The sequence below is a fragment of the Brevibacterium renqingii genome, from assembly GCF_017808105.1.
Classification (GTDB): domain Bacteria; phylum Actinomycetota; class Actinomycetes; order Actinomycetales; family Brevibacteriaceae; genus Brevibacterium; species Brevibacterium renqingii.
The window spans coordinates 45,205-67,124 of the sequence record NZ_JADBHF010000002.1 but is presented as its reverse complement, the minus strand read 5'-3'; the positions used below and the strand labels follow the sequence as shown (position 1 = coordinate 67,124).

Below are 21,920 nucleotides of genomic sequence, written 5' to 3'. Positions count from 1 at the left end.
TGTCTGAGGCACGCATCGGGTGCGCCCACCCCCTGGACACTCGCCGGGAGCAGTCAGCATGATGAGTGTCCCGCGGCCGGTGAGACGGCGGTTCGGCCCTCGCCGCTGCGGCGCAGGAAGTGTCGACCGACACTGAAACCGACACGAGGAGACGATGGAAATGACCACGGCACGTGAACTGATGACCCCGGGCGCGAAGTGCGTCGGTGAGAACGAGACTCTCGAACAGGCTGCACAGCAAATGCGCGAGGAAGGTTTCGGATCCCTGCCGATCTGCGGAGAGGACAATCGGCTCAAAGGCATGATCACCGATCGCGACATCGTCGTGAAGTGCATCGCCGAGGGCGGAGACCCGAAGACCGCGAAGGCCGGCGACCTGGCTCAGGGCAAGCCGGTGACCATCGGTGCCGATGACAATGTCGGTGAGGCTCTGCAGACGATGAAGGACCACCAGGTCCGCCGTCTTCCCGTCATCGACGGCCACGAGCTCGTGGGCATGCTGGCCCAGGCCGATGTCGCTCGCAGCGAGTGGGACAACCGCATCGGCGACCTGGTGGAGAAGATGTCCGAGTGAGACCGGGTCGAGCAGCCGAAAGCCGCGACGAGAGGAGACATTGTGTCCGAAGCGACGACGACACGTGACCATGACGAGATCAGGAAGTGGGTCGAAGCCCGAAACGGAGTGCCTGCCTCGGTGAAGGGAACCGAGGCCGAGGACGACGGAGCGGGCGTCCTCCGCTTCGACTTCCCCGGCGGTGCCGGAGAGGACGAACTCACTCACATCGAATGGGACGAGTGGTTCGAGAAGTTCGATGAGAAGGGTCTGTCCCTGCTCTACCAGGACACCACCGCTGACGGCGAGCAGAGCACGTTCTTCAAACTCGTCAACGACTGAACGAACTCGTCAATGGCTGCAGCAGAGGAGAGGCGGTAACGATCATGGCAGCGAAACTGCTCAGACGCGGCGGTGCGGGAGCCGGAAAAGGCATCGCGGCGACGACTGCGATGAGTGCGGTCCTCGCCGCTGCGGAAGTGAGCGGCTTCGTCGATCGGCAGCCGCCGCGCATCATCATCGAGAAGATCCTGCCGGACCTGTCCGACTCGTCTGTGAACTTCACCGCGAGCCTTGCCCATGTCGCCTACGGGACGTCTGCGGGAGTCGCCTATTCGACCCTCGTCCCCCTGCGATGGCAGAATCGCGCCACCGGCGTCGCCTTCGGTGCGGCGATCTGGGCGCTCGGCTACGAGGGGTGGTTGCCTGCGCTGGGCATTCTGCCGCCGGCGCATCGCGACAGGCCCGGGCGGGCCGTCGCGGTTCTCGCGGCCCACCTCGTCTACGGGTGGAGGCTCGGCTCGGGCAACCGGGAGAGTTGCCAGAGGGAGAGCTGACTGTCCGGCTCCGGATCGCAGGTCCGGTCGCTGCCTCATCGGCGGCGACCGGACCTTTCCATGCTCGAACCAGCTCATTGCGGTTCGGACCGGTTCACTCCTGTTCGAGCGGGACGTTTCCGAGAAGCTCTCGCACATCGGTCTCCGTTGTCGGAGCCGCCTCCGGCGGGTCATGGAGAAAAGCCGTGACCAGACGCGGGTCGATATAGGAGTTCCGTGCCACTGCCGGAGTGTCCGTCAGGAAAGCCGCGGTGGCCTTGACCGCCTCTCGCAGCTGCGTCTGCCGCGCTGTCGGCGACGATTCCCGTGCTTCGGACCACGGCAGCTCCTGAGCGGCGACGACCGTGGCCCTCCAGGTGCGCAGATCCTTCGCGCTGAAGTCCTCCCCGGCCACGTCTCTGATGTAGTCGTTGACGGCAGGTGCGGACAGTTGCTGCCAGTCGTCGAATCGTCGACCGGCCGCAGCCTGCCCCGTCGCATAGGCGAGCAGCGGGGCGTCGGAGCTGCGCTTGAGCATGGGGGAGAGAACGCGGGCGAGGTCGGAGTCGTCGACGACGAGGTCCCACTGCTTCCCGCCCTTGCCCACGAAGCACAGGTGCAGCTCGGCGCCCGTGACGCGGGCATGACGGACCTCCAGAGTCGTGATTCCGTAAGTCCCGTTCTCCCGCGCGTATTCCCTGTTGCCGATCCGCAGACCGGCGATGTCGATGAGGCGGAACGCCGCGGCCAGAGCCTTCCCGGCACCGTTGCGTCGGGCGCGCAGATCGAGCGTCACGCGGCGTCGGGAGCTGGGCAGCGTCCACGCCAGGGCAAGGGCCCGCTCGAATTTCTCGGCCCGGCGTTCGCTCGTCCAATCGGGGTGATAGATGTACTGGCGGCGGCCGGCTGCGTCGACCCCGGTGGCCTGGATGTGCCCCCGTTCGTCGGGGCTGATCCAGACCTCCTTCCAGGCCGGAGGGATGACCAGGGAGCGGATCCTGTCGAGTTCGGCTCGTGAGGTGACCTTGCTGCCGTCGCTCCGCGTGAAGAAGAAGCCCCTGCCGGCGCCCTTCCTGCGGATCCCCTCGCCGCTGGGGTCGACGCGCACGATATGTGTCATGGTCTCAGCGTGGCGAAGCAGAGTCTGTCGCGAAAGGGGATTGACAGAGTCCTGAGACATCGTCAGAGAGCCCGGAGACGGCGTCTGCGCAGCGGAGCAGAAGGAAGCGGAGCAGAAGCATGAGTCTCGACTTTCCGTGGTCGGGGGACTTGTGCTCGCGCTACCGTGAGAATCCGTTGTGATGCCGAGGAGCAATCCGTCGTGGGATCGAAGAGCGGAGGACAGATGACGACATCTCGTGAGTTCAGCGGCGTGAGCCGCAGGTGCCTCGCCGTTGTCGTGGCCGTCGCTCTCCTGCTGCTCTCCGGCTGCGTCACCTCCGAAGGAGGGGCCCTCGGCGAGCTGAAGAGGGCAACCGAGCACGCCCAATATGCGGTCGCGACCGTCGAGGACTCCTTCGGCCAGTTCCGTCGTGACAGGACTCTGAGCACTGTGGCCGATACGACTGCCCAGGACATGCTCAGCGAGCTCGAGAAAGCGCAGAAACAGGTCTTCGAGCTCAAGGTCGACACCGCGGCCGAGGACCGGCAGAGAACAGCGGTGCTCAAGGAGATCGCCGGTGCCGCGAGAGCGATCACGGGCGCCGAAGACTGGATCGACGACAAGAGCTCGCACTCGGCCGACGAGGTGGAACGGACACTCCGGGACAGCCGTGACCGTCTGGCCTCCCGAATGGATTCGCTGGAACCGCCGCAATGAAGAAGATCGTCGGAGTTCTGCTGGGACTGCTCACCGCGATCGGCGGGTTCGTCGATATCGGCGACCTCGTCGTCGAGGCCGAGGTCGGCTCTCGCTTCGGTCTGTCCCTGGTCTGGGTGGTGGTCCTCGGACTGATCGGGGTCTGCGTCTTCACGCAGATGTCGGGACGGGTCAGCGCTGTCAGCAAACGGGCCACCTTCGACATCATCCGCGAACGGCTCGGACCTCGCATGGGCATCGCGAACCTCGGCGCCTCCTTCTTCATCAATCTGCTCACTCTCACGGCAGAAGTCGGCGGCATCGCCCTGGCTCTGCAGCTGGCCAGCAGTGTGAACTATCTGCTCTGGGTGCCTGTGGCCGCTGTGGCGGTGTGGCTGATCATCTGGCGGGTGAAGTTCTCGAAGATGGAGAAGATCGTCCCTCTCTTCGGACTCGCGCTCGTCGGATTCGCCGTGGCCGTCTTCCTCCTCGGGCCCGACTGGAACGATCTGATGACGCAGGTCACGAAGCCGAGTGTGCCCGGGGACGAGCACATGTCGACGTATTGGTACTTCGCGATCTCCCTCTTCGGGTCGGCGATGACCCCCTACCAGGTGTTCTTCTACTCTTCGAGTGCGATCGAAGAGAAGTGGTCGGTGAAGAAGATCGCGGATTCGCGGATGAATATCCTCATCGGCTATCCCATCGGCGGGCTGATCGCGCTGTCGATCGCAGTCTGTGCGACCATCGTGCTCTTCCCCCAGGGCATCGCCGTCAGCTCGCTGACGCAGACGGTGCTGCCCGTCGCCGAGGCAGGAGGCAAGCTGCTGCTGGCCTTCGTCATCCTCGGAATGGTCGCCGCCACCACGGGCGCCGCGTTGGAGACGACTCTGTCGACCGGCTATACGATCGCGCAGTTCTTCGGCTGGACCTGGGGCAAGACTCGCAAGCCCGCCGAGGCTGCGAGATTCCACGTGACCATCATCGTCTGCCTCGTTCTCGGCGTGGCGGTGCTCGCGACCGGAGTCGATCCCGTTCAGGTCACGGAGATCTCCGTGGTCTTCTCCGCCATCGCCCTGCCGTTGACGTATCTGCCGATCCTCATCGTCGCCAACGATCCCGAATACATGGGCGAGCACGTCAACGGCCGGGTCACCAACGCGGTCGCACTGGTCTATCTCGGGCTGGTGCTGCTGGCCTCCCTCGCCGCCATCCCTCTGATGATCATCACAGGAGCAGGTTCATGAATGACGACGACCGCAGAGACTCCGACGAGCGGAGTGCCGACGATGACGAGCGCACGATGGATGTGAGACTCCATCTCCTGGACCGTCAGATGCGTGACGTCAACGACCGCACGATCGGGGTCGTCGACGACGTCGAGCTCAGTGAAGTCCCCTTCGGGGAGCCTCTGGACCCAGACGCGCAGGCACCGGAGATCACCGACCTGCTGACCGGGCCGGTGCTGGCCACTCGGATCTTCGGCGGACGCCCGCCCAAGAGCCGCTGGCACCGCATCTCCTGGGACGATGTCGCGAACATCGACGTGGCCGTCGAGCTCGGCATCGACGGCGAAGAGCTCAGCGTGATGTGGATCGAACAGTGGATGCGCGATCATATCATCGCCCGAATCCCCGGAGGCCGTCATGATCCTCAGTGACCTGCTCGATTCACGCGTGTGCGACTCCGCGGGAGAGCCCCTCGGCTGGGTGCTCGACGTGCGGTTCACCAGCAGCGAGGAAAGGGACCGGATGAGTCTCGATTCGCTCATCGTCGGTCCCCATCGGAGGACGCCCTTCCTCGGCTACGAGCGCACGGGAATGGATCGTCCGAAGCTCTTCGCGTTCGTATTCCGACGGATGCACGCGGGTTCGCTCGTCATCCCCTGGCAGGAAGTCGAACGCATCGACGCGAACAGTGTCCGGCTGCGGGAGGACTTCGCTTCGGAGCCGCTGGTCACTGTGAAGGGGGCGAAGCGCCGGTGAGCAGCGGTGCGACGGTTCAGTCGAGGGAACTCTGGTGCTTGCGTCCTACGTGCTTGGGCAGCGACTGCAGCTGAGCACCGATGACCGGATCACTGTCGATGTACTTGCTCGCGATCGGACATGAGACGGTGATCGGGATCCGCCGGTTGAGGGAGTCTTCGAGGGCCAGGCGCAGGAGCTCGCGACAGTGCCGTTCCGAATCGAGGGGCTCGATGGCTTCACAGTAGACGAACATGATCTCGTCCGGAGTGATCGTGTAGTGCAGTGAGGCGACGAGCTGGCCGGGAAGGTAGAGGTCGAACTTCGATGCTTCACTGTTGTTGAGCAGCGTGTACACAATGATCCCCTTGATGTCAGGAAGGAGGCCATCTGCTTGACCGTCTTCGAGTCTAGCCCACTGCTGCTCGGAGAAACAAGTGATTCGTTCCTGGGAGGACGGGTCACTTGGTCGACGGATCAGTCGGTGATCGTTCCGGGCAGCGAGCCGGTCCGGACGAACTCCTCGGCGATCTCGCGCAGCTTCCTGTTCGTGTTCGAACTCACCTTCGTCAGCAGCAGGAACGCATCGTGCTCGTTGATCTTGTGCCGCTCCATGAGTATGCCTTTGGCCTGACCGATGAGGTCCCGTGAGGCCACTGCTTCGTAGAGCTGTCCCTGCTTCTGGGCGTTGGCCAGGGCCAGGGAGGCGTGGGCGGCGACCCCCGTCCCGATGTTCTCGGCCTCCTGGTCGAAGGCGTCAGCGCTCGTCGAGTACAGATTGAGGGCGCCGAGGCTGTCGACCTCGACGAAGAGCTGGAATGCGAGCATGCTGCGTACGCCTTCGGCGAGTGCACTCGAGGCGAATCTCGGCCAGGGAGTCGAGGCCGAGAGAGATCGGGGACCCGGACGATGCGCTGCTCACGAATGGAATCGAAGCAGGGTCCCTCCTGCAGCTCGGACTGCAGGGCGTCCAAGCGCTCGGGAATCAGGTGAGAGGGGGCGCGGGACCGGATGCAGCCCTGCCGGCTGACGATGGAGAGGGACGCGTAGTCGGCTCCCGGGATGACTCGCAGGGCCTCGTCGACCATGGCCCCGAGGATGAGGTCATCGGGCTCGAGCATGAGTGAGCGTGCCCATTCGCCGATCTCCGCAGTCAGCTGGTGCCTGTCCGAGTCGGGATTCGGGATCGCGATCTCCTCGTCGAGTCCTTCGCGGTCGTCACGAGTCGATTCTGCTGAGATGTCATTCATCAGAGTTGCCACTCCCATCGTGTCTCAAGTGCCGGCTCTGTGATCTGTTCCTTCAATATTCGTCTGCGCGGGGATCATCGTCAACGGACTCCGTACCCGGGCTCTGATCGTTCCTCGCCTTGCTCGGGCCGTCGCTGCGGTCGAGTGCATCGCTGCTGTAGGGTGCGCGCGGCGGTTCGGGTCGGGCGTCGATGAGCTCGTTGATCGCCTGGGCGAGGATGTCGTGCTGCAGGGGTGAGATCGTATAGGACGAGTTGATGTAGGCGTCGAGCTCACACTCGCCCACACTTCCGCCGAGGCTGAAATAGCGCAACCAGATGTCCTTGACAGGCATGCGCCAGTATCTGACGGCACTAGCCAGCTGCTGTCGGAGGTCGTCATCGGGACCCCGGTCTTCGGGTTCGCCGAAAGCAGGGTTGTCGGGAGACGTTCCTGTCATCTCACTCAGTCACCTCCTCGCTGCGTCGAGGCGACGATGCCCTGGGCGCAGGCCAGCAGGCTCTGCCGTCCCTCACGGGCGAGACCGATGAGCCGTGTCATGGCGGTGTCGGCATCGAGGGCGTGCTCGGCCATGAGCACTCCTTTGGCCATATTGATCGTGTCCCGGCTGGTCAGAGCCGACTGCAGGGAGTCGCTCAGCCGCGCGGGCAGATCGGTCGACTGCACGTGGGCGAGCAGCGCCGAGGCCGGACCTTCGAAGAGGCCGAGCAGACGGACCGTCTCGTCACCGAAGGCACCGGCGGACGCCGAGTAGACCTTGATCGCGCCGATGGCCTCCTCACCGTGGATGAGGGGGACGCTGAGCACAGACCTGATCGGCAGATGGGAGACCGCCTTCGACCATCGCGGCCACCGGTCGTCGCTCTCGGCATCGTCGATGAGCATGGGTTTCTGCTCCGCCCAGGCGCTCAGGCACGGCCCCTCACCCGTCGTGTACTGCTGCTCATCGGCTTCAGCGACGACTGCGTCGGTGCTGCCCGTGCTCACGGGACGACCGACGGGGTCGAGGACCGTCGTACCCGCTCCGAGCGCACGCGGTATCGCGGCCTGGGCCGCCTCCGAGAGGAGGACGACCGCGTTGTCGACGGTCCTTTCGTCGAGGAGCATGGAGTTCATCCGTGCGAACAACGTCGACAGCTCGTCCAGCGGTAGGTCGACCATTGCACTCGCCTCCCCTCCGCCACGTCCTCCCGGCGGAACAGAATCGTCTCAGCGCAGGGTCGTCTTCAGCTCTTCGATGCGCGCGGTCAGTGCGGCGATGTCGAGCTCGTGACTCTTCTCGCGCATCTCCCGAGTCTGCTCGGGGCAGAGGATTCCGGAGCTGAAGAGTCGGGAGACCGGTGTGTCGGGGCGGTCGTATTCGCGCCGGCGCTCTCCGGCGGGTGTGAGACGCCATCCCACGGGGTTCTTCACGGGCATGAAGAAGTTGAGACGGTCGCCCAGTGCCGCCCACAGCTCGTTGACCCTGTCGATCGCGGCGCCGAGGTCGCTCGGCGTGCGCAGAGGGAGGTCGAGATCGCTGAACGTCCAGTCGGGCACACGCGAGCCCTGCCTGAGGTCGCTCATGCTGTGGAACTCGATGAGGTTCTCACTCGCCCACGTCTCGAGGTCGCCGGCGGGCAGCGGCGGAGCCAACAGGATTCCGGTGACGATATAGGGGACTGCGCGCACCATGTCAGTGAGCATGTCGACGACGGGCATGCCCGGGGTGAAGGTCTTCGTGTGCACCCACCCGATCTCGACATCGGTGAATGTCACGGTGACGCAGTTTTCACCGGTCGGTGTCGTGACCATGAGCAGTTCGACGATGAAGTACCCGGGTTCGGGTTCGAGCAGCGAGCGCATGCGCTGCCGCGGCAGTGATGCACGCATCCCCGTTCCGGTGCCGGTCAGCCATGATTCATCGTGGTCTCCCGCCTTGGCGGAGCGCAGGTACCGATCTATCGTGGCCGCTGAGATGTCGAGGAGCTCGTCGCGCACGGAGGACGAGTATCCGCGCCGTCCTTCTTTGAGGTGGCCGTGCCGTTCCAGCGAATCGATGCAGTCGGACATCGCGGCCTCGAGGTACTTGCCGCAGGGGCGGCCGGAGCACTTCCAGACGAGTTCGAGAGCCCGTCGGGCGGGCGGGGAGAACTTCTTCGGCTTGAGGCGGCGACGATCGACGACCGCGTCGAGGGCGACTCCGGCCTTGATCTGGTGGATCTGGCTGCGGAGCTGGTGGCGCGCATGATCGCGCGTCCAGCCGGTCGCCGCGGTGAGTGTGTCGAGGATCGTGCCCTTGTCCTTGCGGGACGACGTCTCATACGACCTGGCGTAGCTGCGCGCCAGCTGAATGGGAGTAGCCATGGTGTCATCCTCCGATTGCTTGCAGTTCAGGGAGCCGGTACGGGCGCCTGTGATGCCATTGACGCTAATGAGGGTGATTCGGACCTGAAAGGGCCTTTACAAAGTCGATCGCTTCGTCTAGTGGTGCGTCCGAGCCGAGGCGCTCATGCGAGGTATTCGCTCACCTCGCATCGCCTCTCGGTCAGAGTCGTTGGAGATTCGAGGTGCACGGCGCCGCTGGGGATGAGGCCGGCTCCGCCGTAGCGGGACATTACGCGCCGCTGGCAGTAGACGTCCTCTCCCACATGGTCGACGGGGAGCTGGTCCCAAAAGCCGAATCCGCCCGAATCGAGGAGTTTGGCCCTGTCGAAGAGCACACAGCCGCCGACCCAGTCGACGTGGTAGAGACGAGGGTCGGCGATGCTGAAGCCCTTCTCGACTGCGATATGGGACAGGTTGGCGGCGTTGTGCAGCTTCCATCTGCCGGACTCCCCGCTGCTGCGCGGAGTCTCCGGACGCACCCGTTCCTCCCACTCCTCGAAACCTGTCCATTCCTCCGGACGGCGGTCATCGAGGAAGGACAGTCCCTGGACGGCGGCTCCGATGAACCCGCATCCGGCGGAGGTCAGCGCAGAATCCATGCGGGCCAATGTCCCGGGCTCGAGCCAGACGTCGTCATCGAGGCACAGGAGGTGCTCGGCGCTGCTGAGCATCACCAGGTGATGACGCTGCTGGGCCATGCCGCGCCTGGGCAGGTTGCGGTCGACGTCGACGTGTCGTCCCTGCGCGTGCAGGAGGTCGATCATGGCGCGCACGCCCCTTTCGTCGGCCACCGGCTGCTGAGACTGATCGCTGATGACGACGTCGAAGCTCGCATCGAGCTGCGCCGCGAGTCCTGACAGGGTGACGGCGAGTTCCGTGGGGCGGTCGCAGGTGGGGATGAGCACATCGATCCGTGCCGCCGACCTCCGCTCATCCTGCACCCGCCCCCATTCATCGCAGCGGCGAGCCTGCGCGTTCATCGCCTCGCTGCCGGCACCGGGACCTCGAGGGAGAGTGACCGTCATGAGGGCTCCCCGGTCCTCAGAGGGTCCGGCCCCCTCGTGCTTGAGACGTCGACGAGTGGGATGCCTCCGGTCTGGGGCAGGGCGATCTGCGGGCCGGTCCCACTCGAGTCGAAGGCGATGACGTCCGGGCGCAGCGACTCGATGACCTCGGAGGCGGAGAACGCGTACTCGGCGACGAGATCGACGCTCGGATGGGCATTGAGCAGCTGCATCCTCGAGCGCAGCGCCGCACCGTCCTCCCCGGCGTCCCGATCGACCGCGACGACGAGATAGTCGCCGAGGCGGCGCGCCGAGGTGAGGAACGTCCGATCCTCGCTGCTGAGCGGATCGAAATGACCGAGGGCCAGCACCGTGCGGCGAGGGCCGCCCACGAGCTGCAGCAGGTCGTCGCCGGTGCACAGGGAGGTGCCCTCCCCGCGGATGGCCACATCGGCGGCCATCTGCGCGAACTCGGCGGCCAGGGCCAGTCGCAGACCGGCGACCAGCGCCATGGTCAGGCCCGCCACGAAGGTGTCCCCGGCCCCGCTGGCCTGGCGTTCGGGCACCGGATGCGCCGTGGTCAGGTGCGCGTCATCGGTGCCGTCGACGGACACGGAGCCGTCCCGGTCGAGGGTGATCACCGCGGCCTCGGCGTTCGTTGCCTCGCGCACCGCCGGGGCGAAGCGCTGGGCGAGCTCCACCCGGCGGGGATCATCGCGGAACGACGCATCGACGAGGCGTTCGGCCTCGTCAGCATTGGGCGTGACGACGTCCGGACGCAACAGCTTCCACTGCTCGGGTTCGTGCGCATCGACGACGGTGAGGGCAGGACGCGCTTCGCGGGCCAGCCGCTCCGGCAGCTGCGCGGAGTGGATGGCCCCGCCGTAGTCGGCGATGACGAGCGCCGCGCTTCCGTCGAGGGCATGGCGAGCCCGCGAGCACAGCTCCTCCAGCCAGGGTTCGCTCACGCCCTCGGCGCTGTCTTTGTCATCGAGGCAGTCGAGTCGGAGGAGGATGTGATCGTCGACGACGATGCGGGTCTTCTTCGTCGTCGCGACCTGCTCGGAGGTGAGGACTCCGCTGACATCGACATCGGCATCGACGAGGAGGTCCTTGACGGTCCTGCCGGACTCGTCGCCACCGATGACGCCGACCATTCTGACACGGGCGCCCAGCGCGGCGAGATTCATCGCCGTGTTCGCCGCCCCGCCCGGGGAGAGGACCTCGCTGCCCTGTTCGACGACGGCGACGGGAGCCTCGCGGGCCAGACGCGAGGAGCGTCCGTGGAGCCAGCAGTCGAGCATGATGTCGCCGATGACGGTGACCGTCGGCGCGGCGGAGACGATGGCCTGGACCTCCTCGCGGCCGAGTGCCGGCGGACCCGGAGCCGCCGAATCCGTCCGTGCCGGTTCGGGCGCTCGACTGCCGTCCGGAGTGATCAGGGGCTGTTCGTTTCTCATCGTCGCTGCCCTCCTGCCGGAGCGATGTGGACGACCGAGGTCGTGGACATCTCGTCGAGGAGTTCGGGACCGAAGCCGAAGCCGGAGCCGCTCTCCCCGCGCGGTTCGGCCGAGCCGCCTGGTGCGCCGCCGAACACCTCGTTGATCTTCACCGTTCCCACGCGCAGACGATCGACGGCGTCGAGTGTGTGCCCCATATCGGAGGTGAGGACGGTCGCTGCGAGTCCGAAGGAGCCCGAGCGCGCGAGGCCGAGCGCCTCCTCGAAGTCCTCGGCGATGCACACCGGGGCCACCGGTCCGAACACCTCCTGGTCGATCACGGGCATGCCCGGTCGGCATCCGAGGAGGACCGTCGCCGGGTAGTGGGCACCCGGCCCGTCCGGGACCTGTCCGCCGGTGAGAGCTTGAGCTCCCGCGTTGACGGATTCGCTGACGAGGGAGTGGACGGTGCGGCGATGGTTGCGGTCGACGAGGGGCTGCGGGGCATGTTCGCCGTTGACCCGTTCGGCTTCTGCGACGAGGGCCGAGACGAAGTCCTCGGAGATGTCGCGATGGACGAAGATCCGCTCCACGGACGTGCAGATCTGCCCGGCGTTGGCGAAGGACCCCAGTGCCGCCTGCTGGGCCGCCCACTGCGGGTCGACCCCGGAGTCGACGATGAGCGGATCGTTGCCTCCGTTCTCCCGGATGACATGTGCCCCATGGGCTGCGCCGCGCAGGTGGATGTCGAGGCCGGCGCTGCTCGAACCGACATGGGCGCAGAGGGAGACCTCCTCGTTTCCGACGAGGACGCGGCCGACACTCTGGCCGCCGCTGACGGTGCTCATCACGCCGTCCGGGAGCACCTCCTCGCAGATCTGCCCGAGCCGCAGGCCGAGGTGGGGACACCGTTCGCTCGGCTTGTGGACCACAGTGTTCCCGCTGATCAGCGCCGCTGAGATGAGCCCCATCGCGATCGCCACAGGGTCGTTCCACGGGGTGATGATCGCGGCGACGCCGTGGGCCCGGTGCCGCGTGTAGTCCGCCGCGAGGCGGTCGCCGCGCAGACTGTGGCCGCGGTGGACCGGGCCGAGCTCGGCGTACTGGCGGACGGTGCCGATCGCCGCCTCGATGCCGCCGTGGGAGTCCTCGAGGGTCTTGCCCGTCTCCTGCCGGTTGAGCTCGGCCAGTTCGTCCGCGGCCTCGGCGAGAGCGTCGGCGATGAGGCAGAGCAGTCGGGCGCGCTCCTCGGCGCCGAGGGCCTCCCAGTCCGCCTGGGCTGCGGCCGCTTCCGCGACCGCTGCTTCGACGGCGCTGGGCGTATCGCAGTCGACCTCGCCGACAGTCGAACCGTCGGCGGGGTTCTGTATAGTGATCGTCGAGACGATGTCGGTGTCGATGGTCGTCACGTCAGGCATGAGATCCTCCTAGCGCTGTGTGAGTGGTGCGAATGGAATGTGATGGAAACGGAGTGGCGGCGATGGTCGAGGATGTGTTTCCGGATGTCGAGCGGGTCGCGGTCGTCCGCGGCGGGGGACTCGGCGATCTGATGTTCGCCTACCCGGCGCTCACGGCTCTGCAGGCCGCCTATCCGCATGCCTCGATCACCCTCATCGGCAGCGAACTCCACCGCCGTCTGCTGGACGGTCGTTCGGGTCCGATCTCCGAGGTCTGCGTGGCCGAGCCGCTGCTCGACGGGTCCGAGGAACAGGAGGCGTTCTTCGCGCAGATGCGCGCACGCGGCTTCGGCCTCGCCGTGCAGCTGCACGGCGGCGGCAAGAACTCGAACCCGTTCCTCCTGCGTCTCGGGGCGGAGCACACCATCGGGACGAAGACTCCCGATGCGCCCGACCTCGAGCGCACACTGCCGTACGTGTACTACCAGCATGAGATGCTGCGGGCCCTCGAAGTCGTCGGCCTGGCCGGGGCGAGCACTGCTCGGATCGAACCCGTCATCGCCGTCGAGGCGGCGGAGACCGCTGCCGCCGAGCGGATCATCGGGACGGGACCGCAGCCCCTCCTCATCGTCCACCCTGGCGCCACCGATCCCCGCCGGCGCTGGCCGGTCGAGCATTTCGCCCAGCTGACCGTCGCCGCCGTGGAGGACGGCTGGCGCGTCGCTCTCGTCGGTGCTGTCGAGGACGTCGAGGACGCCCAGGTCATCGTCGATGCCGCACGCGCCGGGCTCGCCCCCGAACTCGGCGACAGGGTGGACTCGCATGCCGGTCGCCTCAGCCTCGCCGAACTGCTCGGAGCCTTCACCTGCGCCGAGGTGGTCGTCGGCAACGACAGCGGTCCCCGGCACCTGGCGGCGGCCGCCGGGGCCAAGACCGTGGGCATCTACTGGGTGGGCAACGCGCTCAACGCCGCCCCGCTGAGCCGCCGCCGGCACCGGGTTCTCATGTCCTGGGTGACCCGGTGCACGGTCTGCGGGGTCGATGTGACCCAGGTCGGCTGGACGGCCGAACGCTGCACGCATGATCCCTCCCTTGTCGCCGAGGTGGCCCCGGAGAGCGTGTACGACGAGATCCGTGCGCTCGCCGCAGGACACTGAGAACGAGATCACGGCCATGAGTCCTCACCCTCGTGGGCGACGAGGACTTCGCGGATCTCGACCCGCGGCGGCTGGGTGAGTGCGAAGACGACGGTGCGGGCGACGTCGCGGGGATCGTTGAGACGGCTCCGGTCGCCGGGCGCGAAGCGTTCGTCCCGCCCCTCGAAGAAGTTCGTGTTCATTCCGCCGGGGATGAGGTTCGTGACCCCGACCCGGCCGACCATCTCCGCGGCCAGAGCCTGGCTGAAGCCGCGGACGCCGAACTTCGAGGCGGCATAGGCGGTCGCTCCGCCCGCTCCGCGCAGCCCCAGCGTCGAGCACACCGTGACCACGCGGCCGCGGTTGGCCTCGAGGTGGGGCAGCAGGGCACGGACCGTCGACACGGTTCCGAGCAGATTGACGCCGATGACCTTCTCCCACTGGTCCGGGTCGACTTCGTCGAGGTCACCGGGAATGTCGATCCCGGCGGCCGTGACGACTCCGTCGATCCCGCCGCCGGCTTCGGCCACCTCGGCGACGGCGCTCTCCACCGACTGTCGGTCGGTGACGTCGACGCTCACGCTGCGGTGGCTGCCTGCGACGGGGGCGAGGTCGAAGACGATCGGCTCGCCCCCCGCCTCGGCGATGGCCTCGGTGCAGGCGGCTCCCAGGCCGGAGCCGCCTCCGGTGACGACGATCCTGCTGTTCTCGAGATTCATGGGTGGGATTCCTTTCTGCAGTGAGTCTGCGAGCGTGCGACGACGGTGAGGAGCTGCGCTCACACCGCCGAAGAGTCGAGTCGGCGCAGCGCGCCGGCGAGGTTGGAGGTCGAATGCATGGGGACGAAGGGCACGGTGACGATGCGCCCCTCCCAGCGGGTGAGGACCTCCGCCTCTTCGAGGTCGGCATGCCGGTAGTCATCGCTCTTGACCCAGATATCGGGCCGGATCTGCTCGAGGGCGGACACGGGGGTGTCCTCTTCGAAGACGAGGACGTCGTCGACGCAGTCGAGGGCGCGCAGCAGCTCGGCGCGTTCGCCCGAGCCGACGATCGGGCGCTCGGCGCCCTTGAGCCGGCGGACGGACTCATCGGAGTTGAGCAGGACGATGAGCGTGTCGCCCATCCTCCGCGCCGCACTCAGCGCCCGGACGTGGCCGGCGTGCAGGAGGTCGAAGCAGCCGCCGGTCGCGACGACGGTGCCTCCGCGGGCCCGCACGGCCCGCGCTCGCTGCACGGCCGGGCTCGCGGTGCCCGGCTCCTCGTGAGTCCCGAGCAGGACGGCCTCGGACTCCTGGGCTCGAGTGAGTGCATCGACGCCTCCGCGGACGATGAACTCACCCGTCTCCGCGATGGCGCGGTCGACGGCGTCCATGAGATCGGTGCCGGCCGCCAGCCCGGCTGTGAGACAGCCTGCGAAGCAGTCACCGGCCCCGCACGCGTCGCCGGTGGTGGGGCCCAGCGTGGGAGAGAAGCGCGCACCGGCACCGGCTTCGAGCGTGAGCGCGCCTCTGGCGCCGAGGGTGACGACGACCGCCTGTGACTGCCACCGCTCGAGGAGCGTCTCGGCCGCAGTGTGAGCTTCGGGCACGCTCGCCTCCGATCCGTTGGGATTCTCGGTCAACGTCAGCGCCTCCGCGAAGTTCGGGGTCACTGCCGCAGCACCCGCAACGGGCGGGCCGCCCGCCGGGTGCGGATCCCAGACGACGGGAGCCTTCGCCGCCGTCTCTTCGAGCGCGGCACGGAGCCGGGTGTCCTCGCTCAGGTGCCGACCGTAGTCGGACACGAGCACGGCCTCGGCGCTGCGGACGCACGCGAGCATCTCCTCGGTGACCTCGACTCCGGCCTCAGAGCAGTTCTCGTCCATGCGGGTGACGAGCTGCCCTTCGGCCAACAGCCGTCGTTTGACGGGAGTCGGGGCGTCGAGGCGGGCGGCGACGACGTCGACCGAGGGCAGTGCGGCCTCGATGCGCTCGGCGTTCTCGTCGTTGCCGAGCACCGTCACGAGGGTGACCTCGTGCCCGGCCGCGGCCAGCAGCAGGGTCGCCAGGCCGGCCCCGCCGGGGCGATGATCGGTGTGGTCGACATCGACGACGGGGACCGGATTGTCCGGCAGCAGCCGTCGGGCGCTGCCGTGGACGTCTGCGTCGAGGAGGGTGTCCCCGACAACTGTGATCTTCATGGTGCGTCCTCTCTCAGAGTCGGGCGCCGACTGCGGCCGTCGGGCGCAGGCCGGTGAGCGGTGGACTCGCGGGCCGAGCGGGAGTGACGCCCGCCGCCGGCTCCGGCAGCGCCGCGGCGAGTCTGCCGACGTTGTCGTCGAATGCCGCGCACAGGCAGTGGACGGCCATGAGGTGGGCCTCCTGCACATGGGGTGCGGCTGCGTCGATCCTCACCGAGGAGTCGCAGACCTGCGTCAGCGGACTCGTCCCGGGGCCGGTCAGCGCCCAGGTCGTCGCGCCGATGCGGTTCGCCGCCTCGGCTGCACGGACGAGGTTCGGGCTGCGACCGCTCGTGCTCAGCAGGATGAGGATGTCGCCCGGTTTGGCATGCGCTTCGATCTGGCGTGAGAACACGCTGTCGAATCCGTAGTCATTGCTGATCGCGGTCACCGCCGAGGAGTCCGTGCTCAGCGCGATGGACGAGTATGCCGGGCGCTCGCCGGAGAATCGGCCGACGAGCTCGGCGCTGAGATGCTGCGCTTCGGCGGCGGAGCCGCCGTTGCCGGCACAGAAGAGGGTCCCGCCGGCGGCCAGCGTCTGCGCGAGCGCTTCGCTCCACCGCCGCATCGTCGGCAGCTGTTCGCGCAGGGAGTCCACGGCGCATTCCACTCCGGACAGCTGCGCTTCGAGGACGTCGCTGCCGGCGGGCGCCGTCGAGCGGCGGCGGGAGGCGAAGAGTTCGTCGCCGCCCGTCTCCTGCTCACCGCGGGCCTGTTCGTAGCTGGCCTCGGTCGCCTCGGCGACGCGGGCCCAGGTGTAGCCCTGCCGCGCGCGTTCGATGCCGGCCGCACCGAGGGAGCGGGCGAAGTCCGGGGAGGAGAGCACGCGCTCGGCGGCCGCGGCGAAGGCCCCCGAATCGCCGGGCGGGATGAGCAGTCCGGTGGTGCCGTCGACCACGGTGTTCTGCAGTCCGCCCACCGCGGCCGCGATGACCGGAACCCCACAGGCCATCGCCTCGAGCGGGACGATGCCGAAAGGCTCGTACCAGGGGGTGCAGGCGACGATGGAGGCGCCGCGGACCGCGGCTGGGATGTCCGAGCGGTCCATGTGCCCGCGGAGGCGGACGTGCTCCTCGACGCCGAGTTCGGCGGCGAGGTCCCGCAGGCGCCTGACTTCGGGATCGGCGGCGAATTCGCCGCCGTCGGCGCTGCCGCCGATGACGTCGAGGACGACATCGGTCCGGCCGGCGCGATGCAGCTTCGCAAGTCCCCGGATGACGAGGTCGATGCCCTTGCGGGGCACGAGGCGACCGAGACACACTATCCGCGGCGGGTCGGTGGGACCGTCGCCGGGCGTGAACTCGCCGAGGTCGACGCCGCACGGGACGACATCGACCTTGCTCGTGTCGATGCCCATCCTCGCCAGTTCGCCCTTCTCGTCCTCACAGGTGGAGATGATCCGCGCCGCGTCCTCGCCGATCGTGCGCTCGAGGCGGATGCGGCCGCCGGGGCTGGTGTCGGCACTGCCCTGATAGCGGCGCTTGACCGTGCCCAGCGCATGATAGGTGTGCACGAGCGGCACGTCCGGCAGGTGAGCGGCCTCCAAGGCGGCCCGGCCGGCCAGTGCCGACATCCAGAAGTGGGAATGGACGACATCGGGTCGGGCCTCGGCATAGCTGTGCCAGTATTCGGCGATTCCCCGGCCGAGGGACGGCATGTGGTCGAGGAGCTCGTCCTTGGGAACGTGGCTGTCCTCGCCGGTGGAGATGTGGACGACACGGGTGCCGGAGTCCATGACGACGACATCAGCGGGGTCGGGTGAGTCGCGACGGGTGAAGACCGTCACGTCGTGACCGCGGGCGGTGAGCTCTGCGGCGAGCTTGTCGACGTGGACGTTCTGTCCGCCGGCATCGACGCTGCCCAGCGGCGCCAGGGGGCTGGCATGTTCCGAGATCATCGAGATGCGCATTGGTCTCTCCTTGTCAGACGGTCTGGATGTGGCGGGTCGGGTCGCGGTGCGCGCAGGACCGGGCGGCGGAGGGCCCGCGGGAGACCACCGCCTCGAGCAGCTCGTCCCAGTCGCGCAGGAACCTGTCGAGGCCGTAGTGGGCGAGAGCGTGCGCTCGCGCCTGCCGGCCCATGTCGGCGGCGAGCTCGGGGTCGTCGATGAGTTGGACGGCCATGTCGATGAGCTCGCGCGGTTCGGTGGTGAGCATCCCCGCTTCCGGAGGAACGGCCCGGATCGCCTCGGTCGTCGCTAGGGCGAGCACCGGCATGCCCATGTGCATGGCCTCGAGCAGGGACAGGCCCAAGGAGGTCCAGCGCACCGGGTGGAGGTAGGCGCGGCGCTCGGCGACGAGCGGGTGGAGGACCTGCGGCGGCAGATCTCCGTACGGAGTGATCGGACTGTCATCGACCTTGCCGAGACCGCTCGGCACGTGCTGGGAGTCGAGCAGCTTCTCGGTGCCGATGCCGAAGGCATCGACGGGAACATGGGAGGAGACCTCCTCGAGGATGTCCGTGCCGAGCACCCGGCGGCGCCGCACCGGTTCGTTGCCGACGAACGCCAGGCGTCGGAGCCGGCCCGTGTAGAGCGGCCCCGGATCGTTGATGCCGTGCTCGATGACGGCCGCGGGCGTGTCCCCGCAGTCCCACATCAGGGCGTTGAAGTGGGTGACGTGGGCGATGGGGACGTCCTGCTGACCGGCCAGCGGGTGCGGACTGTCGGGCACCGTCGCCCGGGGAGTGTTGTGCTCGACGAAGATCGTGGGCACATCGACTCCGGGAGTGATCCCGAAGCGATTGCGGATCTCGTCGAGTTCCTCCGGGCGCTGGGCGATGACGAGGTCGAAGTCTTCGGCGCTCAGGGCGTCGATGGCGACCTCACGGGCGTTCGGCCATTCGCGGCCGCCGCGGCCCAAGCCCCAGGCGGAGCGCTCCTGATCGGTGGGGAGGAGGTAGTCGTGGTCTCCTCTGACGAAGGCGTCCGTCCACGAACCGTGGACGTGCCACAGCAGAATTCTCATGAGCTGCTCCTGACTTCGTATGCTGAGCTAGGGAAAGATTCCTTGTCTTCCGGAGGGGCCGGCCGGCGGGCCAGCAGCCGGTCGAGGGCGGTGACCGCGTCCTCGGCGCTGACGGAATTCAGGCAGGGGTGCCCGGGCACCGGGCAGTCCCTGGCACGTGTGCCGCGGCAGGCGGCGCTCTGGTCACCGAGCATCTCCACGTCGACGCCGTAGGGAAGCCAGCGGACAGGCGGCACCACGGGGGAGAAGAGGCTGACGACGGGGGTGCCGACAGCGGCCGCGAGATGTGCCGGTCCGGTGTTGCCGACGACCACCGCTTCGCACCCGGCCAGCAGGTCCGCAAGGCCGGCGACGTCGAGCCGTCCGCCGAGGTCGATGCCCTCGGTCCCGGCGACGAAGTCCGTGAGCCGGCTCTCATCGGGTGTGCCCGTGACGGCGAGGGTCCATCCCTGCCCGGCGAGGGCGGTGACGGTCTCGCGCATGTGTTCGGGCGACCAGCGCCGGGCCGGAACGCTCGCGCCCGGATGGACGACGACGAGGCGCTCGCCCCTGAGCATCCGGGTCTCCTCGGGGCACTGGCGCGCCGCTTCTCCCCGGACGCCGACGACTCGGGGGCGTCCGTCATCGTCGTCGGGCAGTGCGAAGCCGGCGCGGGCGGCGATCGCCAGCCCGCGTTCGACCTCGGGCAGATCCTCGGGCAGTTCGGACCCGGGTCGGATCCGCTCGTCGAGGAGGCTTCCGGGATAGTCGACGGAGACCCCGGTGATCCGGGAGATCCCGGCCAGCCTGAGGACCGTCGCCGTCGGCAGCGCGGACTGGTGGAAGGAGGTGAAGATGACCGCCTCGTCGATATCGGCGACCGTGAGGACGTCGATGAGCCGCTGGAGCTCCTCGGCCTCGACCGCCGGAGGGGGAGAGATGATCCAGGGGCAGGACCAGGTCTCGATCTCGTCGACCCCGGGCAGCAGGCGCGCGGTGGAAGCTGCGGCGGGGCTGCACAGCAAGGTGAGCTTCTCGACCTCGTCGGCAGCGGCGATGGCGCGCAGGGCCGGACTCGTCACGAGTAGATCGCCCATGCTGTCGAGGCGGACGGCGAGGACGTGCTTGTTCACCATGGCGCGCCTCCCACCAACTCGCAGTCGGCATCAGAGTCGAGCCCCGAATGGGCCGACGCGCCGGCTCCAGCAGATTCCGCGCTCCGGCCGAGGGCGGCGCACACGGCCTCGAGCAGTGTGCCGGCGACCGTCTCGGCGGCGGCGACCTCCTGGGGCAGTGTGCGCTGCGTCGGCACGAGGATGCCCCGGCACCCGGCGGCGCGGGCAGCCTGGACATCGGCTCCGATATCGCCGATCATCACTGCCTCGGCGATGGGCGCATCGAGTTCCTCTGCGGCCGAGAGCAGCATTCCCGCTGCCGGCTTCCTGCACCGGCACCCGTCCTCGGGCAGGTGGGGACAGTGGCGCCACACGTCGAAGGGACCGAGCAGCTCATCGACCCGGCGGTTGACGGCGTGCAGCTGGTCGGCGGAGATGAGCCCGCGGCCGATGCCGGACTGATTGCTGATGACCCCGATGGGGACTCCGGCAGCGCGGGCGAGAGCCACAGCCTCAGCAGCCGTGTCGGCTGCGACGACTCGATCGGGATCGCCGTTGTACGGCACATCGCGGATGAGGGTATCGTCACGATCGAAGAGGATCGCGGACGGAAGGCGGAGGCCATGACCAGGAACGTCGTGTTGGCGCTGCGCGCTCTCGGGATCGGCGATCTGCTCGTCGCGGTGCCCGCCCTGCGAGGTCTGCGAACGGCTTTCCCGGACTCCGAGCTCGTGCTCGCCTGCCCCGAGTACCTGCGTCCTCTCATCGCCGCGATCGGATGCGTCGACGAGATCCTGCCGGTCGCTCCCGAGGACATCGGCACTCCGCCGGATCAGCGAACGGATGTGTTCGACGTGGGCTGCGTGGTCAATCTGCACGGCCGCGGTCCGAGCAGCCACCTCTGGCTCGAATCCTTCGATGCGAGGCTGCGGTGGGGCCATGCTGCTCCCGGCTGGTGCGGTCCCGAATGGGCCGAGGACGTGCACGAGCGCCGTCGCTGGACGCAGATGCTCGCGCATTTCGGTGTGGAGGCCGATGCCGAGGATCTGCGCATCGATCCGGCGGCGCTTCCGGTCGCACTGCCCTCCCCGGCTGCCGTCGTCCACGTCGGCGCCTCCCAGGTGAGCCGACTGTGGCCGATCGAACGATTCGTCGACGTCGGAGTCGAACTGCTGAGGCGCGGCCATGACGTCGTGCTCACGGGCTCCGGCGCCGAACGACCGCGAGCTCAGCAGGCCGCCCAGCTCATCGCGGAGACCAGGCCGCTGTGCAGAGACGGTTCCCGTCTTCGCGTCGCGGCCGGTGCTCAGACGTTCGCCGAGTTCTGTGCGAGCATCGCCGCCGCGGACGTCGTCGTCAGCGCCGATACCGGGGCGGCTCACCTGGCGAATGCCTTCGGACGCTCCTCGGTGGTGATCTTCGGTCCCGCTCGCGTCCTCAACTGGGGCCCGCCCGAAGGTCCCCATATGGCGCTGACTCACGAGGAGCTGCGGCGAGGCGATCCTTTCGCCTCGAGCCCGGACCCGGCGCTGCTGGCCGTGACGGCCCGAGAGGCGATCGACGCCCTCGACGCCCTCGGCCTGTGACAGGCGATGGATCATCTCCGTGCTCCTTTCCTCTTTCCTCTGTCGACGACGGGTTCTGCCCGCCTCGGCAGTCGTGCTTCGACAGTCGTGGAGAGATTCCACGTTCAACCGCGTTGACCTCGGCTTCTGAACCCAACATGAAGCCGCTCCTGCTGCTTCTCAAGAGGGGTTGTGGATTCTGCTGAGTCGGCTTATGGTCGCCGGCCCTCTTGGCGGACGAAGCTCCTGGACACAGCGGTGCAACAGCTCTTCGACCCCCTCGAGGCGGTGATGTCTGAGAGGCACCGGGAAGGCTGGCGCAAGGCCGGGACCGCGGGGATCGAATATGAGGCC

Annotated in this window: 24 protein-coding genes; 9 read left to right on the top strand and 15 right to left on the bottom strand. The window is 67.9% G+C overall.

Annotation, left to right across the window (positions count from 1 at the left end):
* Positions 1–160: 160 nt before the first annotated feature.
* From IHE57_RS02805 to IHE57_RS02795, 3 genes are read left to right on the top strand one after another with little or no spacing between them, the layout of a single operon-like run.
* Positions 161–574, top strand: a complete 414-nt coding sequence (locus IHE57_RS02805) for a CBS domain-containing protein (RefSeq protein ID WP_209323698.1) — start codon at positions 161–163, stop codon at positions 572–574.
* Positions 575–616: 42 nt separating this feature from the next.
* Positions 617–895, top strand: a complete 279-nt coding sequence (locus tag IHE57_RS02800; RefSeq protein WP_209323697.1) for a hypothetical protein — start codon at positions 617–619, stop codon at positions 893–895.
* A 44-nt stretch (positions 896–939) separates the two neighbouring features.
* Positions 940–1,389 carry a hypothetical protein gene (locus tag IHE57_RS02795; protein ID WP_209323696.1) on the top strand — a complete coding sequence of 150 codons (450 nt, stop codon included), beginning with the start codon at positions 940–942 and terminating at the stop codon, positions 1,387–1,389.
* A gap of 94 nt (positions 1,390–1,483) precedes the next feature.
* On the opposite strand, the gene IHE57_RS02790 is transcribed toward IHE57_RS02795, so the two are convergent.
* Positions 1,484–2,488, bottom strand: a complete 1,005-nt coding sequence (locus tag IHE57_RS02790) for a DNA topoisomerase IB (protein WP_209323695.1) — start codon at positions 2,486–2,488, stop codon at positions 1,484–1,486.
* Positions 2,489–2,713: 225 nt separating this feature from the next.
* On the opposite strand from IHE57_RS02790, the gene IHE57_RS02785 reads away from it, so the two are divergent.
* Genes IHE57_RS02785 through IHE57_RS02770 form a run of 4 tightly spaced genes read left to right on the top strand, consistent with a single transcriptional unit; the run spans position 2,714 to position 5,151 of the window.
* A complete protein-coding gene (locus IHE57_RS02785; protein WP_209323694.1) occupies positions 2,714–3,187 on the top strand; it encodes a hypothetical protein in 474 nt (157 codons plus the stop codon).
* Complete coding sequence (locus tag IHE57_RS02780; RefSeq protein WP_209323693.1) at positions 3,184–4,413, top strand: NRAMP family divalent metal transporter; 1,230 nt, start codon at positions 3,184–3,186, stop codon at positions 4,411–4,413. Before IHE57_RS02785 ends, IHE57_RS02780 begins: the two co-directional genes overlap by 4 nt.
* Positions 4,410–4,826, top strand: a complete 417-nt coding sequence (locus tag IHE57_RS02775; protein WP_209323692.1) for a hypothetical protein — start codon at positions 4,410–4,412, stop codon at positions 4,824–4,826. Before IHE57_RS02780 ends, IHE57_RS02775 begins: the two co-directional genes overlap by 4 nt.
* Positions 4,813–5,151 (top strand): PRC-barrel domain containing protein, encoded by a 339-nt coding sequence (locus IHE57_RS02770; protein ID WP_209323691.1) that lies wholly within the window; start codon positions 4,813–4,815, stop codon positions 5,149–5,151. Before IHE57_RS02775 ends, IHE57_RS02770 begins: the two co-directional genes overlap by 14 nt.
* A 16-nt stretch (positions 5,152–5,167) precedes the next feature.
* On the opposite strand, the gene IHE57_RS02765 is transcribed toward IHE57_RS02770, so the two are convergent.
* The 8 genes from IHE57_RS02765 to IHE57_RS02730 form a co-directional block, all read right to left on the bottom strand.
* Entirely contained in the window at positions 5,168–5,488 is a 321-nt protein-coding gene (locus IHE57_RS02765; protein ID WP_209323690.1) for a hypothetical protein, read from the bottom strand.
* A 119-nt stretch (positions 5,489–5,607) separates the two neighbouring features.
* Positions 5,608–5,958: a GAF and ANTAR domain-containing protein gene (locus tag IHE57_RS16270; RefSeq protein WP_246475657.1), complete on the bottom strand. Its 351-nt coding sequence runs from the start codon at positions 5,956–5,958 to the stop codon at positions 5,608–5,610.
* A 474-nt stretch (positions 5,959–6,432) separates the two neighbouring features.
* Positions 6,433–6,819 carry a hypothetical protein gene (locus IHE57_RS02755; RefSeq protein ID WP_209370679.1) on the bottom strand — a complete coding sequence of 129 codons (387 nt, stop codon included), beginning with the start codon at positions 6,817–6,819 and terminating at the stop codon, positions 6,433–6,435.
* Between the two features lie 5 nt (positions 6,820–6,824).
* Complete coding sequence (locus IHE57_RS02750; RefSeq protein ID WP_209323688.1) at positions 6,825–7,541, bottom strand: GAF and ANTAR domain-containing protein; 717 nt, start codon at positions 7,539–7,541, stop codon at positions 6,825–6,827.
* A gap of 48 nt (positions 7,542–7,589) precedes the next feature.
* Positions 7,590–8,726, bottom strand: a complete 1,137-nt coding sequence (locus IHE57_RS02745; protein WP_209323687.1) for a hypothetical protein — start codon at positions 8,724–8,726, stop codon at positions 7,590–7,592.
* Positions 8,727–8,869: 143 nt separating this feature from the next.
* Positions 8,870–9,772, bottom strand: a complete 903-nt coding sequence (locus IHE57_RS02740) for a glycosyltransferase family 2 protein (protein ID WP_246475655.1) — start codon at positions 9,770–9,772, stop codon at positions 8,870–8,872.
* Complete coding sequence (locus tag IHE57_RS02735; protein ID WP_209370677.1) at positions 9,769–11,211, bottom strand: PfkB family carbohydrate kinase; 1,443 nt, start codon at positions 11,209–11,211, stop codon at positions 9,769–9,771. The genes IHE57_RS02740 and IHE57_RS02735 overlap by 4 nt, the downstream gene beginning before the upstream one ends.
* Positions 11,208–12,608 (bottom strand): aldehyde dehydrogenase family protein, encoded by a 1,401-nt coding sequence (locus IHE57_RS02730; RefSeq protein WP_209370675.1) that lies wholly within the window; start codon positions 12,606–12,608, stop codon positions 11,208–11,210. The genes IHE57_RS02735 and IHE57_RS02730 overlap by 4 nt, the downstream gene beginning before the upstream one ends.
* A gap of 62 nt (positions 12,609–12,670) precedes the next feature.
* On the opposite strand from IHE57_RS02730, the gene IHE57_RS02725 reads away from it, so the two are divergent.
* On the top strand, positions 12,671–13,744 hold the full coding sequence (locus tag IHE57_RS02725; protein ID WP_209370673.1) for a glycosyltransferase family 9 protein: 1,074 nt from the start codon (positions 12,671–12,673) through the stop codon (positions 13,742–13,744).
* An 8-nt stretch (positions 13,745–13,752) separates the two neighbouring features.
* Here the strand turns inward: IHE57_RS02725 and IHE57_RS02720 are convergent, their stop codons facing one another.
* The 6 genes from IHE57_RS02720 to IHE57_RS02690 are packed head-to-tail and all read right to left on the bottom strand — an operon-like array spanning position 13,753 to position 20,567.
* Positions 13,753–14,442: an SDR family oxidoreductase gene (locus IHE57_RS02720; RefSeq protein WP_209323683.1), complete on the bottom strand. Its 690-nt coding sequence runs from the start codon at positions 14,440–14,442 to the stop codon at positions 13,753–13,755.
* A gap of 59 nt (positions 14,443–14,501) precedes the next feature.
* Entirely contained in the window at positions 14,502–15,902 is a 1,401-nt protein-coding gene (locus IHE57_RS02715; protein ID WP_209370671.1) for a PfkB family carbohydrate kinase, read from the bottom strand.
* 13 nt (positions 15,903–15,915) lie between these two features.
* Positions 15,916–17,850 (bottom strand): glycosyltransferase, encoded by a 1,935-nt coding sequence (locus IHE57_RS16265; protein ID WP_253719861.1) that lies wholly within the window; start codon positions 17,848–17,850, stop codon positions 15,916–15,918.
* 13 nt (positions 17,851–17,863) lie between these two features.
* Complete coding sequence (locus tag IHE57_RS02700) at positions 17,864–18,907, bottom strand: glycosyltransferase (RefSeq protein ID WP_209370669.1); 1,044 nt, start codon at positions 18,905–18,907, stop codon at positions 17,864–17,866.
* Complete coding sequence (locus tag IHE57_RS02695) at positions 18,904–20,022, bottom strand: glycosyltransferase family 9 protein (RefSeq protein ID WP_209370667.1); 1,119 nt, start codon at positions 20,020–20,022, stop codon at positions 18,904–18,906. Before IHE57_RS02695 ends, IHE57_RS02700 begins: the two co-directional genes overlap by 4 nt.
* Positions 20,016–20,567, bottom strand: coding sequence for a D-glycero-alpha-D-manno-heptose-1,7-bisphosphate 7-phosphatase (locus IHE57_RS02690; protein WP_436627477.1), 552 nt, complete (start codon positions 20,565–20,567; stop codon positions 20,016–20,018). Before IHE57_RS02690 ends, IHE57_RS02695 begins: the two co-directional genes overlap by 7 nt.
* Before the next feature lie 57 nt (positions 20,568–20,624).
* Between IHE57_RS02690 and IHE57_RS02685 the strand changes: the two genes are divergently transcribed.
* Positions 20,625–21,587, top strand: coding sequence for a glycosyltransferase family 9 protein (locus IHE57_RS02685; RefSeq protein WP_209370665.1), 963 nt, complete (start codon positions 20,625–20,627; stop codon positions 21,585–21,587).
* Positions 21,588–21,920: the final 333 nt, after the last annotated feature.

Excerpts from the sequence above, each read along its gene's own strand:
- IHE57_RS02805 (WP_209323698.1), top strand. The coding sequence starts at position 161 with ATGACCACGGCACGTGAACTGATGACCCCGGGCGCGAAGTGCGTCGGT.
- IHE57_RS02795 (WP_209323696.1), top strand. The coding sequence starts at position 940 with ATGGCAGCGAAACTGCTCAGACGCGGCGGTGCGGGAGCCGGAAAAGGC.
- IHE57_RS02790 (WP_209323695.1), bottom strand. The coding sequence starts at position 2,488 with ATGACACATATCGTGCGCGTCGACCCCAGCGGCGAGGGGATCCGCAGG.
- IHE57_RS02785 (WP_209323694.1), top strand. The coding sequence starts at position 2,714 with ATGACGACATCTCGTGAGTTCAGCGGCGTGAGCCGCAGGTGCCTCGCC.
- IHE57_RS02780 (WP_209323693.1), top strand. The coding sequence starts at position 3,184 with ATGAAGAAGATCGTCGGAGTTCTGCTGGGACTGCTCACCGCGATCGGC.
- IHE57_RS02775 (WP_209323692.1), top strand. The coding sequence starts at position 4,410 with ATGAATGACGACGACCGCAGAGACTCCGACGAGCGGAGTGCCGACGAT.
- IHE57_RS02770 (WP_209323691.1), top strand. The coding sequence starts at position 4,813 with ATGATCCTCAGTGACCTGCTCGATTCACGCGTGTGCGACTCCGCGGGA.
- IHE57_RS16270 (WP_246475657.1), bottom strand. The coding sequence starts at position 5,958 with ATGCTCGCATTCCAGCTCTTCGTCGAGGTCGACAGCCTCGGCGCCCTC.
- IHE57_RS02755 (WP_209370679.1), bottom strand. The coding sequence starts at position 6,819 with ATGACAGGAACGTCTCCCGACAACCCTGCTTTCGGCGAACCCGAAGAC.
- IHE57_RS02750 (WP_209323688.1), bottom strand. The coding sequence starts at position 7,541 with ATGGTCGACCTACCGCTGGACGAGCTGTCGACGTTGTTCGCACGGATG.
- IHE57_RS02745 (WP_209323687.1), bottom strand. The coding sequence starts at position 8,726 with ATGGCTACTCCCATTCAGCTGGCGCGCAGCTACGCCAGGTCGTATGAG.
- IHE57_RS02740 (WP_246475655.1), bottom strand. The coding sequence starts at position 9,772 with ATGACGGTCACTCTCCCTCGAGGTCCCGGTGCCGGCAGCGAGGCGATG.
- IHE57_RS02735 (WP_209370677.1), bottom strand. The coding sequence starts at position 11,211 with ATGAGAAACGAACAGCCCCTGATCACTCCGGACGGCAGTCGAGCGCCC.
- IHE57_RS02730 (WP_209370675.1), bottom strand. The coding sequence starts at position 12,608 with ATGCCTGACGTGACGACCATCGACACCGACATCGTCTCGACGATCACT.
- IHE57_RS02725 (WP_209370673.1), top strand. The coding sequence starts at position 12,671 with ATGGTCGAGGATGTGTTTCCGGATGTCGAGCGGGTCGCGGTCGTCCGC.
- IHE57_RS02720 (WP_209323683.1), bottom strand. The coding sequence starts at position 14,442 with ATGAATCTCGAGAACAGCAGGATCGTCGTCACCGGAGGCGGCTCCGGC.
- IHE57_RS02715 (WP_209370671.1), bottom strand. The coding sequence starts at position 15,902 with ATGAAGATCACAGTTGTCGGGGACACCCTCCTCGACGCAGACGTCCAC.
- IHE57_RS16265 (WP_253719861.1), bottom strand. The coding sequence starts at position 17,850 with ATGCGCATCTCGATGATCTCGGAACATGCCAGCCCCCTGGCGCCGCTG.
- IHE57_RS02700 (WP_209370669.1), bottom strand. The coding sequence starts at position 18,907 with ATGAGAATTCTGCTGTGGCACGTCCACGGTTCGTGGACGGACGCCTTC.
- IHE57_RS02695 (WP_209370667.1), bottom strand. The coding sequence starts at position 20,022 with ATGGTGAACAAGCACGTCCTCGCCGTCCGCCTCGACAGCATGGGCGAT.
- IHE57_RS02685 (WP_209370665.1), top strand. The coding sequence starts at position 20,625 with ATGACCAGGAACGTCGTGTTGGCGCTGCGCGCTCTCGGGATCGGCGAT.